Consider the following 13,698-nt stretch of genomic DNA (forward strand, 5'->3'; position numbering starts at 1 on the left):
TTACAATTCTTTTACGGCAGCCTTAAATTGATTGCCACGGTCTTCATAATTTTTAAACAAATCAAAGCTGGCACATGCTGGTGATAATAGTACAGTATTTCCCTTTTTCGCCAAATGATAGGCAACTTGCACAGCTTCACTAGCGGAAAAGGTATTTACAATTACCTCCACATCATCTTCAAAAGCTTCATGTATACGTTTATTATCCTTACCTAAGCAAATGATTGCCTTAACCTTACTTTTTACCAAGTCTTTTAGCATGGTATAATCATTCCCCTTATCTACACCTCCCATAATCAAGACCACATCGGTATTAACGCTTTCCAATGCATACCATGTAGAATTTACATTAGTTGCCTTTGAATCGTTGATGTAGGTGACATCAGAGATCTTGGCTACAAACTCCAGCCTATGGTCAATATTTTTGAAATTACCCATACTTTCACGGATAGTTTCATTACGCAGCTCTAATACTTTAGCTACGATGCCCGAGGCCATTGAGTTGTAAATGTTGTGCTTACCTTGTAAGGCTAACTCTGAAATTGACATGGTTAGTTCTGGGTTTAAATGAGTATGGATATGTATATTATTATTTTCCAAATAGGCACCCTGCTCCACTTTATTATGAATGGAAAAGAGATATTGTTTGGGTTTTATGTTTATTGTTTTTAATATTTTCTGCGTTTCTTCGTCATCTGCACAATAAACAAAGACATCGTCTGCTGTTTGATTCTGGACTATACGCAGTTTTGAGGCTGCATAGTTTTCTATTTTATAATCATATCTATCCAGATGGTCTGGTGTAATGTTCAGTAATACTGAAATATCTGCTTTAAAGGCATACATATCATCCAGCATAAAACTTGAGATTTCCAACACATACCAATCAAAGTCTTGATCTGCTACCTGTGCTGCAAAACTAAGTCCTATGTTTCCGGCAAGACCTACATTCATACCTGCACTTTTCAGGATATGATAGGTTAACATTGTAGTTGTCGATTTACCATTTGAACCTGTAATACAAATCGTCTTGGCCTTAGTATATCGTTTAGCAAATTCTATTTCCGATATCACAGGAATATTGGCTTCCACTAATGCTTTAACAATTGGTGCTTTTGGTGAAATGCCCGGGCTCTTTACCACTTCCTTGGCATTTAAGATCAATTCGCTGCTGTGTTGGTTTTCCTCAAACAGAATATTCATTCTTTGCAGATCAGCTTTATAAACATCTGCTATGTTTCCAAAATCGGACACAAAAACATCAAATCCCTGTTTAAGAGCCAACTTAGCAGCACCAACGCCACTTTCACCTGCACCAAGAACAACTATTCTCTCCCTATCCATTAGCGTAGTTTTAAGGTTACAAATGCAATAACAGCCAACAAAATCCCAATAATCCAAAAGCGGGTTACAATTTTTGCTTCGTGATAACCTTTCTTTTGATAATGATGGTGCAATGGCGACATCAAGAAAATTCTCTTTCCTTCTCCAAAGCGCTTTTTAGTATACTTAAAATAAGTGACCTGAATGGTTACCGAGAGTACTTCTACCAAGAACACACCACATAAAATCGGGATCAATAGTTCTTTACGGATCATAATGGCAAATACTGCTATAATACCCCCAATGGTCAAACTTACCGTATCGCCCATAAAAATTTGGGCAGGGTATGAATTATACCAAAGAAAGCCTATACATGCGCCTACAAAAGCACCAGCAAAAATAATGAGCTCGCCCGAATTGGGGATATACATGATATTGAGGTAATCTGCAATGACTGTATTACCCGACACATAGGCCAAAATACCAAGGGTAATCCCTATAATTGCCGAAGTACCTGTTGCCAAACCATCAATACCATCTGTTAAATTTGCTCCATTTGAAACTGCTGTTACAATAATGATGACAAATGCGAGAAATACGATAAAGGCATACTTCTCATATCCCTTTCCTAAAAACTTAAGCACCTTTGCATAATCAAACTCATTATTCTTATAAAAAGGCACATTAGTTTTTGTTGACTTTACATCTTGGGTGTAGTAATAATTCTGACCTTTCTGTCTCAACACCATTGGTGCAGCATTTTGGATCTTAGTTGTATCTACCTTCAGGCTATCATCAACTGTTTGCCTGACCACAATACTTGGATGAAAATACATGGTAAGCCCAACAATAATAGCCAAGCCAACCTGTCCAACCACCTTAAAACGTCCAGCCAGCCCCTCTTTATTTTTTTTGAATACCTTGATATAATCATCTAAAAATCCAATAGCACCCATCCATACCGTAGTAACGATCATTAAGATGACATATATATTGGTAATGTTGGCAAATAAAATGGTAGGGATTAAAATGCCCATCAAGATCATTATTCCCCCCATGGTTGGCGTACCTTGTTTTTGCATTTGACCTTCTAGGCCTAGGTTACGTACAGTTTCCCCAACCTGTTTTAAGCGGAGATAATCAATAATTCTTCTACCATATACCGTGGTAATAATCAGGGATAAGATAATGGACAAAGATGATCTAAAAGTAAGGTATTGGAACAACCTCAATCCAGGAAAATCATAGTGTCTATGCAGATATTCGAATAGTAAATATAACATTAGCTGATCTGGTTTAGTTGTTCGTTAATTATTTCCTTATCGTCAAAATGGTGTCTTACTCCATTTACCTCCTGGTATTTTTCATGTCCTTTTCCCGCAATTAAAATGATATCTCCAGCTTGAGCAATATGGCAAGCTGTCTTAATCGCTTCTTTCCTGTCTAGAATACTAATGGTTTTACGTTGATTGGTTGGTGATACACCAGCTTCCATATCCTTGATAATGGACTTGGGATCTTCGGTACGAGGATTATCAGAAGTAAGGATCACCTTATCACTCCAATCGCAAGCCACCTGTGCCATTATTGGGCGTTTAGTTTTATCCCTGTCACCTCCACATCCAATTACCGTAATTACTTGCTCGGTCCCCTTCCTAATATTAGCTATGGTACTTAACACGTTTTGCACTGCATCTGGTGTATGGGCATAATCTACTATACCCACAATTCCAGTTTTCGAAACCACATAATCAAACCTTCCTTCAGCACCTGGTAATGCACTTAGATTGGTAAGCACCTTTAACTTATCCTGCTCCAACAAAACTGCCGTTGCATAAGCTGCCAATAAATTATATGCATTAAAAGAACCTACCATCTTAAAGTAAACATCAATATCATCTATCTCTAAGTGTAGGCCACTGAATTTATTTTCAATCACTTTGGCCTTAAAGTCGGCCATTTGTTTGAGTGCATAAGTTTTTTTGTATGCTTTAGTATTTTGCAACATTACTGTTCCATTTTTATCATCCGCATTTGTAAGTGCAAAAGCCGATTTTGGCAACAGATCAAAAAATTGTTTTTTGGCTTTGAGATAATTGTCGAACGTTTTATGAAAATCCAAATGGTCATGGGTAAGATTTGAGAATACCCCACCTGCGAAAGTAAGTCCAACTATACGGTGTTGTGCAACCGCATGAGAACTCACCTCCATAAAACAATATTCACAACCTTCATCCACCATCCTTCTTAACAATTCATTTAATGCAATAGGATTAGGTGTAGTATGGGTTGCTGGAACAACTGTTTCGTTAATCTGGTTTTGAACTGTTGATATTAAGCCTGTGCCATATTTCAAACTACTAAACAATTGAAAAAGCAAGGTAGCAATAGTTGTTTTGCCATTGGTACCCGTTATCCCTACTAATTTCAGCTTTACAGAAGGATTCCCATAAAAATTGCAGGCTATGATACCCATGGCAATAGAAGAATCCTCTACTTCTACATAGGTCACCTCTTCATTTGTAACCGATGGAATGATTTCACATATTACCACCTTAGCACCGGCTTCTATCACCTGTTCAATGAACTGATGCCCATCTAAAGCAGTTCCCCTAATTGCAAAAAATAAAGTTCCAATATTCACCAAACGCGAATCAAAAGCCAAAGCATTAACCACCACATTAGGTTTGCCCTTTAAGCTTTTAATTGAAACGCCGTACAGTAAATCTTGTAAATTCATTCCTTTAATTCCTTATTTTGCCATTAGCCAGTTAGCTAATCATTACACCTTTATTTTTTTTATTGCAACAATATATCTACCATCAAACCTTTACCTATTCTGCTTCCAGGCTGTATAGATTGACTAGTTACTTTTCCACTTCCCTTAACTCTGGCTTTTAAACCTGCATTACCCAATAGGTACATCGCATCTTTTAAGCCCATACCATTCACGTTTGGCATTATCCCCTTAATTGGCGTATTTTCCTCGTAGGCCACACCATTATTGGTATCTATTGAGTTAAAATAATCTGACTTAGCAGCATAAAGGGCTTTAATTCCAAACGCATTATATACTTTCTTCGTTGCTTGGCTCTGACCTGCCTTAGCTTCAGGTGCCAAGGTATTTCCAGCAAAATGCTCTGGTACTTTGTTGTACATTTCTACATCACTGGCATATATTCGATCTGCCACTTCCCTAAATACCGGACCGGAAACCAAAGCACCATAGTAAGCACCTTTAGGATCATTAATTACCACTATCATTGAATATTTTGGTTTATCGGCCGGGAAATACCCCACAAACGAAGCTTGATATTGTCTTTTCGCCTTGTATCCTAAGTTGGCATCAGCAACCTGAGCCGTACCCGTTTTACCAGCAATTTTATACAATGGATTGTATACAATTTGCTTACCACTACCATTCGTCACCACTCCCTCCAACATAATCTTAAGCTTGGACAATGTTTGATCTGAACAAACTTTTTCATTCATAACCCTCGCCTTAAACTGCTCTATCGGATTACCCAACCTTCTAATCTCCCTTACAAAAATTGGCGCTACCATTTTGCCATTATTAGCAATGGCATTATACAAAGTCAACATCTTTAATGGTGTTAACTGCATCTCATAACCATAGGCCATTTGCGGCAAAGTCATATTCTTGTTCCAGCTTTTGAAAGTTTTTGGATTTTTAACAACAGGCTTAGCTTCACCAGGAATCTGCAATCCAGTTATTTCGTTCAAATGCCAGCTATATAAGTGATCCGTAAACTGTTTTGGATTATCCTTGTAATGATTGTTGACCAATTGGGCAACAGCCGAGTTAGAAGACTGTTCAAATGCTTTTTTAACCGTTACCACCCCAATACTACCATGCGAATCTTTAATGACATGGCCACCTGGCAGTTTATAGTTTTCGGTACCGATTAATGTATTGGTATCTACTTTTTTATCCTCCAATAAAGCCATATAAGATGCTAATTTAAAAGTAGAGCCCGGATCCTGGTTACCTGCAATAGCGTAATTAAACTGTTCCTTATAAACCCCTTCTTCCACTTTAGTGAAATTAGCCACCGCCCTAATCTCTCCGGTAGCCACCTCCATCACAATTACAGAACCGTGATGCGCATCGCTTTTGATCAGTTGTTTTTCCAGGGCATTTTGTGCCAAATCCTGAATATTAATATCAATGGTCGAAATAATATCTGCACCATCTTTTGGCGCCACTTCCGCATCGCTATTCACCGGTATCCAAACCCCTCCACTTATTCTCTGCATCAACCTTCTACCCGTTTCGCCATTAATATAATTTCCATAAGCACCTTCCAAACCAACACCATTCTTAACATTTTCATTTTTATAACCTATCGTTCTGGCAGCTAAAGCTTTAAAAGGCAAAATCCTTTTATTCTGCTGAATAGCCATTAGTCCACCAGTGTGCTTACCTATATTGAACAACGGAAATGCTCTTATTATCTTTAAGTCCTGATAAGAAACCTTACGTTTAATCAACACATAACGCGCACTGTCTTGCCTTGCCCTTCGCAAGAATCTAGAATATTCTTTGGCACTCTTATCTTTAAAAAATTGGGAAAGCCTCATCGCCAAGGAGTCCACCTTAGTATTAAAAACCTCATCCTTCTGTATACCTCCAGCGAACATATCCATCCTTAACTCATACTCAGGCACAGAAGTAGCCAACAAACTGCCATCTACAGAATAAATATTTCCACGTGTAGCCTCCACATCAAACTCTCTTGTCGACAAACTATCGGCCATGGCCCTCCATTTCTCCCCCTGTACAAATTGCACATCACACAGCCTCAACAAAACAGCAAACGCAAAAAGCACAATTAGCCCAAAAGCTAAGTACACCCTGATCAATATGTTTGCCCTAATATTCATTATCTATTTTTGCGCTACAATTATTTTTTTAGGAGGCTCTATTAATTCTTTTAAACCTATTGTATCTACCTTTTTAGCCACTTCCGTCATTTTACTCTTAAACATCAGCTCCGCCTTTAACGACTTATATTCCCAACTCAACTCTTTCACCTCCTTACTCAGTTTATCAATATTTCTGATATTTTTAACCGCCATATGGCTATTTGCTATATAAACCATGCCCAGCACACATAAAAAGATCAGATAAGGAAGCATATCTGTAGCCGCTTCTTTAGATACCGCCCCCTCCACAAACAACTTTCTAAAAAAGACCACCACCCCATTTTCTTTAACAGGCACCACACTTTCCTTCAACTCTCCATGACCCAATTCTTCTTCCTCCGGCTTCTCAGCCTTTACCTTAAATTGGTTATTCATAACTTCTCTGCAATTCTCAACTTAGCACTTCGAGACCTACTATTCTTCAACAACTCCTCTTCACTAGCCACAATAGCCTTTCTTGTAACCGCCCTCAAGGGCTTCTGTTCATTACCAAAGAAATCCTTTTCCACCTCGCCCCTAAATTTACCTTTGGCTATAAAATTTTTGACCGGCCTATCTTCCAAAGAATGATAGGAAATTACCACAAGACGCCCCCCAGGCTTTAACACTTCGGCGCTCTGCTCCAAAAAACTCTCCAACATCTCTATTTCGGCATTCACCTCTATCCGCAAAGACTGAAAAACCTGCGCCATATATTTATTCTCTTTCCCCTTAGGAATATGGGCCGCAGCAACCGCTTTAAAGTCTGCCAAAGTTTGGATTGGCCTATCCAAACGAGAGGTAACAATAGTACGCGCCAATGATTTAGCATTCTGCACCTCTCCGTAAATACCAAATATCTTATGCAACTTTTCTTCAGGATAGGTATTCAACACCACCGCCGCCGTTAACGAACGCTGCTTGTCCATACGCATATCCAAATCAGCATCAAAACGAATAGAAAACCCCCGCCCAGGCTCATTAAACTGATGTGAAGAAACCCCCAAATCAGCCAAAATACCATCAACCTGTCTATAACCCAACAAACGCAGGCTATTTTTCAGATAACCAAAGTTCTGATCCACAAACAAAAACCTCTTGTCGTCAATTTTATTTCTCTGCGCATCCGGATCCTGATCAAAGGCTATCAAAACCCCATTCTCACCCAAACGCTTCAAAATCTCCCTAGAATGTCCGCCACCCCCAAATGTAACATCCACATACACCCCAGAAGGATTAATTTCCAACCCCTCCATACACTCCGCTAACAAAACCGGCACATGATAACTATTTTCCATCCTCACCTCCTTTATTCATTCCACCCATCACCTTCTCAGCCAACTTCGCAAAATCCTCAGGCGAATCATTAAACAGATCATCATAAGCTTTCTTATCCCAAACCTCAATCCTGTCCAACTGGCAAGCCAAAATCACCTCGGAACCAATCCCCGCAAAATCCGTTAAAGATTTAGGCAACAATACCCTGCCCGCAGCATCAAGAGAAAGTTCGGTAGCACCACGCTGAAACTTACGCACGAACTCCCGATTTTCAGGAACATACATATTCAGCTTCATCATATCAGCCACAATATCAGACCACACCTTTCTTGGGTAAATAATCAAGTTTTGTTCAAAACCACGACTCACTACCAACCCATCCCGCTCAACATCAAGCAATTGCTTCTTCAACGAAGAGGGCACACTTAAGCGTCCTTTCGCATCTAGCTTGCAATCAAATTCTCCTATCAGTTGCGTCATTATGGTATTTACACTTTTTATCTAGTGTAAAAATAAGCACTTCTACCACTTTTTACCACTTTTTACCACAAAAAAGTTTTCAACACACACTTTTTACCACAAAACCTCCATTTTTCATAAATTTTGACCATTTACAGTGGTGGTAAAAAACAAAGCGGCCCCGATTTACATCGGGGCCGCTCACTCTTAAGTACTGACTTATAGCTTATTCCTGAATTGCCTTTACTCCCGGCAACTCCTTTCCTTCCATATATTCTAACAAAGCACCCCCACCAGTCGAAACATAACTCACTTCATTCTCTAGACCAAACTTGGCTATGGCCGCAGCCGAATCACCTCCACCTATTAATGAAAAAGCTCCATTTTTCGTAGCCTCTACAACAGCTTCCGCCACAGCCCTGGTTCCCTGTTCAAAATTCGCCATTTCAAACACACCCATTGGACCATTCCACAGCAGTGTTTTAGAGTTTCTGATGACCTCACTAAATAGGGCAATCGTTTTTGAACCAATATCAAGGCCCATCCAATCAGCGGGCACATTCCCACTATCCACCTGGTCTTTATTGGCTGCATTATCGAACCTATCAGCAATCACTGTATCTATAGGCAATATCAAGTTTACCCCCTTAGCCTTAGCTTTCTCCAACAATTCTAGACACAAAGGCATTCTATCTTCTTCCAATAGCGAAGTACCTATTTCACCTCCCTGAGCTTTGGCAAAGGTATATGCCATTCCTCCACCTATAATTAGGTTATCTACTTTCCCCAATAAATTCTCTATCAGTAAAATTTTATCAGAAACCTTAGCTCCTCCCATAATGGCAGTGAAAGGTCTTTCTGGTCCATTAATCACTTTTTCAGCATTTTTAATTTCTTCGGCCATTAGGTAACCAAAATATTTTGCTTTGGGAAAAAACTGGGCAATGATGGTCGTTGAAGCATGCGCACGATGCGCTGTTCCAAATGCATCATTCACATAAACATCTGCCAACTTGGACAACTTTTCGGCAAAAGCAACATCCCCTTTTTCTTCCTCTTTGTGAAAACGCAAATTTTCCAAAAGCAAAACTTCTCCAGGAAATAAATTCTTTGCTTTATTTACCGCATCTTCACCTATGCAATCATCTGCAAATTTTACCGGAAGATCCAACATCCTTGACAGATCGCCCAAGATATGCTTCAAAGAATATTTATCAGTTGGTCCTTCTTTGGGCCTACCTAAATGCGACATCAAAATCACTGCTCCCCCATCATTCAATATTTTTTGAATTGTTGGTAATGCAGCACGCATTCTTTTATCGTCTGTTATATTAAAATCGGCATCTAAAGGCACATTGAAATCTACCCTAACGATAGCTTTCTTATCCTTAAAGTTACATTGGTCTACTGTATTCATATATTTTCAAAGTTTAAAGTCATTTTATAATGCGGTCCCACTCCTTGTATTTCAAATTCATCAGAAGCAATTACAAAACCTAATTTCTGATAAAAACCAACTGCAGAAGAGCGTGCATTGCACCAAATATACTTAGCATTCGTATTTTGTATATAAGCTATTCCATATTTAAGCAAGACAGAGCCATACCCCTTCCCTAAGAAAGCTTCATCGGTAGCCATGCCCCTTAGCTGATACCCCTCTTGCGTTCGCCCCTCCATCTGTTGCGGAAAAAAGGTGGCTATCGTTGCTATTTCATCAACAACATAATAAGCCAAATGGAACACTCCTTCTTGTTGATCAGTTGGAAATATACACACTTCGGGAGGCGCTCCTCCTCTTAATACTTTACTTCTTAATTGTAATGTAAGTTCTAAAGGAATAAACTTAACCATAATGTTCACTTATTTTATCAACAACATCAACCAATCTACTTGAATATCCCGTTTCGTTATCATACCAGCCCACCACTTTAACCAAATCTCCCACAATAGAGGTCAACTGAGCATCAAAAACACAGGAGTATGTATTGTTTATAATATCAACAGAAACAATAGGATCTTTTGTAAACTGAAGAATTTTACTCAAATGTGTTGTTGAAGCTTTCAAAAAAGCATCATTGATCTCTTCTATGGTCGTTTTTTTCTTTAGGATGCACGTAAAATCAGTTAACGATCCATTTAATACAGGCACCCTAATTCCCGCTCCACCTAATTTACCAGTTAAGTGAGGAAAAATATGTGTTATTGCTTTTGCCGCACCAGTTGTAGTAGGTATAATAGACGAGGAAGCCGCCCTAGCCCTTCTCAGATCCTGGTGGGGCGAATCGTGCAAATTCTGATCTCCCGTCATGGAATGAACGGTGGTAATATAACCATCTTTTATGCCCCAATGATCATCCAAAATCTTAACCATTGGCGCTACATTGTTAGTCGTACAAGATGCATTTGACAAAATTGGAGCTTTAAAATCGACTAAATGGTCATTTACCCCCATTACCACCATAGGAATATCCTTATCTAGTGCAGGTGCCGAAATCAGCACTTGCCTTGCCCCTGCGGCCAAATGCTGTTCTGCAGCATTTTTATTTGCAAATTTTCCAGTTGCTTCTATTACCAGATCAATCCCCAATGCTTTCCATGGAAGTTCCGCTGGATTAGGATTTGCCAGGACCTGAATTTCTAGGCCATCTATTACGAGCTTATCATTTTCGCAAAAAACAGTTCCAGGATATACACCATGAACAGAATCATACTTAAATAAATGCGCCAAGGTAGCCGGCGTGGCAAGGTCATTTATGGCAACAACCCTTAAGTTTCTCTGCAACGCCGTCCGTAAAAACATACGGCCAATCCTTCCAAAACCATTTATAGCTAAATTCATGCTGCAAAGCTAGGCAATATATGAACAAAGGAAATTATTTTTTAAATATTAAATCAAGACAGCCTTAGGGTATCCTTGATGAACACATCTTTCAGGGTATAGTCGCTCGTTTTTCTTTTGCCTTTCACATAGGTAAACACAACATTTAGGGCAACACATATTCCAATCTGCAAGAAAATAAGCACAAAATTTCCAAGGTTCTGCAGCATGACGGTAAAAATGATCATACCGATATTAAATATAGCTGTCACCAACATAATTTGCTTCGCGTTTAGCCCCAACCTTAATAATCGATGATGGATGTGATTACGATCTCCCCTAAAAGGTGATTTTTTATTAAGCAGCCGAATAAAAAAAATGCGCAACGAATCAAAAACTGGCACAATCAATACAGAAACAGCTATGGCTGGCGCCGAATAAAAATATGGATGTGGATTTACACCAACCTTATTGATTTCAATAAACTTAATGGCTAATACCACGGCTACCAAACCAATAATCAGCGAGCCTGTATCTCCCATAAATATTTTAGCCGGCGGATAGTTAAATACTAAAAAGCCCATAACAGCCCCAAACATAGAAAAGGCAATAAAAGCATAAGGTACTTCCCTACTTAAAGCAAAGAAAACTCCAAAACACAGACATACAATAGCCCCAACAGTAGCTGCTAAACCATCTACACCATCTATAAGGTTAAATGCATTATTGATAAAGATGATCAGGGCAATTGAGAATACCCCTCCAACAAAAGAATGCACTTCCCACACGTTAAACACCCCATATAAACTAGTCAACCTAAAGTCACCAAGCCCCACTAAAATAATTGCCACTACAATCTGCAGGCCTAATTTTGTTTTAGGACTGACGCCATAAATATCATCTTTAATGCCCAAAGCAAATAGAATGATACAAGAGGTAATCAAAAAATTAGCCTGCTGGTAGCTTACAGTGGTAGCAAATAACAAAACCGTAATGGTAAAACCGCAAAACAGGCCTATCCCTCCTAAACGGGAAATATTCTTCCTATGTTCTTTTCGATGTAAATCAAGGGCATCAAACAACTGATGCTTATTTGCAGCATGAATAATCGATGGAATAGAGAACCTTACCAAAAAGAAAGCTAATCCTACTATTGAAAAATAATAGACAAGTGGATGGTCTATAAAAATTTGTTTTAGCATGTTGGTTTATAAAGCACAAACAGTTCAAAAGTAAGGTTTTATTTTAGGAATCAACACTTAAATAAGAATAAAAAGTCACTTAACTTCTTCTTAATACCAAATTAACGGTATATAAACTTTCAAAATCAGTCTTTCTATCCAGAACACCTACAAAAACTGATTTATTTTCCTCAATTTCTTTAGAAGTACAGCTAAAAGTGGGAAAGGCACCTCATTATTTTTCAATGCAGCGTAATCATTCAAGAATGCATCATACCTATGCTTTATGCTTTGGTTGCTCATTCCTCCATTACGCATCTTCACCATTAAAACAGGCAGGTGTTGTGTTTTAATCCTATGTTTATACAGCAATCGTAGCATAAGCTCATAATCGGCCGCGGAACCGTAATTCAGGGAATATCCTCCCCATTTTTCAAAAAGCATCTTCTTGAGATATAGCGTAGGATGGGCAGGCATCCAACCATAGGCCAAATCTTTAGGTTCAGAAGGCTTCGAGCGCCATTCCCTTTGTACTTCTTCAACTTTTTGTGGATGTACATAATTTAAATCGCCATACACACCATCTATTGGGGCTTCATTAAAAATAGCGGCCACCTTACTAATGACGGTTTGATCTGCCAGTATGTCATCGGCATTTAGAATACCAACGATTTCTCCGGTTGCTAATTTTATGCCTTTATTAAGGGCATCGTACATACCTTTATCCGATTCAGAGCGCAGCACAGCCATCTTATCCCCATACGTCTTTGCTATCGCAAAAGTCTGATCGGTAGATTCCCCATCAAGCAGCAGATATTCTATATTGGGGTAATCTTGTGAAAGCACAGATTCTATGCAATCTCTGATATAACGCTCTCCATTATATACGACTGTAATTATACTAATTTTTACCAAAACAAAAGATCTATTATTTTATAAACGACCAAAATTACTATTCTAAAAAATAGATTAACAAATTAAATGGAGTTTAAAGTCAAATAATGACCATCGGTATTTTTTTGAAACTTTTGACCAAACTTCTCCACTATCTCAAAAACGGCATTTCCAAAGATAACAAGATGAGTTTTTTCAACATTATCTCTTGACAAACCATAAAAAATTGTAATTTGCGGCTTCATTCAAACTGATGAGCTACAACAAATTATCTTTAACTATACTTTTGTTTTTTTCTTTTCTTGTTTTCGCCATGAGCTCCTGTTCCTTTAAAGGAAGAGAAGCTATGTTAAAAACACCATATGACGCAGACACGATTAAAACAGTAAGGGTAATTAACAACATTCCTCTTGAGGATAGCTATTATAATCTGATTAAGCCAGAGGATGAACTGGCCATTAGGAATGTCCAAGACATGGATTTGATTGTTAAAAAGCTAGAAAGTACTAACTCTTCTACACAACAACAGGTATATACGACTTTTAAAGTAAATGCCGATGGAGAAATTTTACTTCCTAAGATTGGCAACATCAAGGTTGGTGGCCTAACCCGTTCACAAGCGGCTACCGTCATACAAAAAGCCTGTCTCTTATACACATCTCCGAGCCCACGAGACCTGCGTTACCATCTCGTATGCCGGCTTCTGCTTGAAACAGGGGGGGGGGGGGGGGGGGGGGGGGGGGGGGGGGGGGGGGGGGGGGGGGGGGGGGGGGGGGGGGGGGGGGGGGGGGGGGGGGGGGGGGGGGGGGGGGGGGGGGG

General features: G+C 39.2%; 13 protein-coding genes. 1 reads left to right on the plus strand and 12 read right to left on the minus strand.

Translation table 11 applies throughout. The features are described from left to right. The 12 genes from murD to JHD79_RS17835 all read right to left on the minus strand — a co-directional run bounded on the left by murD (position 1) and on the right by JHD79_RS17835 (position 12,900). The gene (murD, locus tag JHD79_RS17780) at positions 1-1,344 is read right to left on the minus strand and encodes a UDP-N-acetylmuramoyl-L-alanine--D-glutamate ligase (protein ID WP_199120651.1); all 1,344 of its coding nucleotides are present in this window, start codon (positions 1,342-1,344) and stop codon (positions 1-3) included. Next, on the minus strand, positions 1,344-2,606 hold the full coding sequence (gene mraY, locus JHD79_RS17785) for a phospho-N-acetylmuramoyl-pentapeptide-transferase (protein ID WP_199120652.1): 1,263 nt from the start codon (positions 2,604-2,606) through the stop codon (positions 1,344-1,346). Before mraY ends, murD begins: the two co-directional genes overlap by 1 nt. Then, positions 2,606-4,063 carry a UDP-N-acetylmuramoyl-L-alanyl-D-glutamate--2,6-diaminopimelate ligase gene (locus JHD79_RS17790; protein ID WP_199120653.1) on the minus strand — a complete coding sequence of 486 codons (1,458 nt, stop codon included), beginning with the start codon at positions 4,061-4,063 and terminating at the stop codon, positions 2,606-2,608. Before JHD79_RS17790 ends, mraY begins: the two co-directional genes overlap by 1 nt. A 59-nt stretch (positions 4,064-4,122) precedes the next feature. Next, positions 4,123-6,228, minus strand: a complete 2,106-nt coding sequence (locus tag JHD79_RS17795; RefSeq protein ID WP_199120654.1) for a penicillin-binding protein — start codon at positions 6,226-6,228, stop codon at positions 4,123-4,125. A 3-nt stretch (positions 6,229-6,231) separates the two neighbouring features. Beyond that, complete coding sequence (locus JHD79_RS17800; RefSeq protein ID WP_199120655.1) at positions 6,232-6,645, minus strand: FtsL-like putative cell division protein; 414 nt, start codon at positions 6,643-6,645, stop codon at positions 6,232-6,234. Then, positions 6,642-7,547 carry a 16S rRNA (cytosine(1402)-N(4))-methyltransferase RsmH gene (gene rsmH / locus JHD79_RS17805; protein ID WP_199120656.1) on the minus strand — a complete coding sequence of 302 codons (906 nt, stop codon included), beginning with the start codon at positions 7,545-7,547 and terminating at the stop codon, positions 6,642-6,644. The genes JHD79_RS17800 and rsmH overlap by 4 nt, the downstream gene beginning before the upstream one ends. Then, entirely contained in the window at positions 7,537-8,007 is a 471-nt protein-coding gene (mraZ, locus tag JHD79_RS17810; protein ID WP_199120657.1) for a division/cell wall cluster transcriptional repressor MraZ, read from the minus strand. The genes rsmH and mraZ overlap by 11 nt, the downstream gene beginning before the upstream one ends. Before the next feature lie 205 nt (positions 8,008-8,212). Further along, the gene (gene pgk / locus JHD79_RS17815; protein ID WP_199120658.1) at positions 8,213-9,403 is read right to left on the minus strand and encodes a phosphoglycerate kinase; all 1,191 of its coding nucleotides are present in this window, start codon (positions 9,401-9,403) and stop codon (positions 8,213-8,215) included. After that, entirely contained in the window at positions 9,400-9,837 is a 438-nt protein-coding gene (locus JHD79_RS17820; RefSeq protein ID WP_199120659.1) for a GNAT family N-acetyltransferase, read from the minus strand. Before JHD79_RS17820 ends, pgk begins: the two co-directional genes overlap by 4 nt. After that, positions 9,830-10,825: a type I glyceraldehyde-3-phosphate dehydrogenase gene (gene gap / locus JHD79_RS17825; protein WP_199120660.1), complete on the minus strand. Its 996-nt coding sequence runs from the start codon at positions 10,823-10,825 to the stop codon at positions 9,830-9,832. Before gap ends, JHD79_RS17820 begins: the two co-directional genes overlap by 8 nt. 53 nt (positions 10,826-10,878) lie before the next feature. Beyond that, positions 10,879-12,006, minus strand: coding sequence for an MraY family glycosyltransferase (locus JHD79_RS17830; RefSeq protein ID WP_199120661.1), 1,128 nt, complete (start codon positions 12,004-12,006; stop codon positions 10,879-10,881). A gap of 147 nt (positions 12,007-12,153) precedes the next feature. Further along, entirely contained in the window at positions 12,154-12,900 is a 747-nt protein-coding gene (locus JHD79_RS17835; protein WP_233164773.1) for a glycosyltransferase family 2 protein, read from the minus strand. Positions 12,901-13,225: 325 nt separating this feature from the next. Between JHD79_RS17835 and JHD79_RS17840 the strand changes: the two genes are divergently transcribed. Further along, a partial coding sequence (locus JHD79_RS17840) for a polysaccharide biosynthesis/export family protein (RefSeq protein ID WP_199120662.1) occupies positions 13,226-13,698 on the plus strand: 473 nt, incomplete at its 3' end.

The sequence above is a fragment of the Pedobacter sp. ASV28 genome (assembly GCF_016428855.1).
Lineage (GTDB): Bacteria > Bacteroidota > Bacteroidia > Sphingobacteriales > Sphingobacteriaceae > Pedobacter.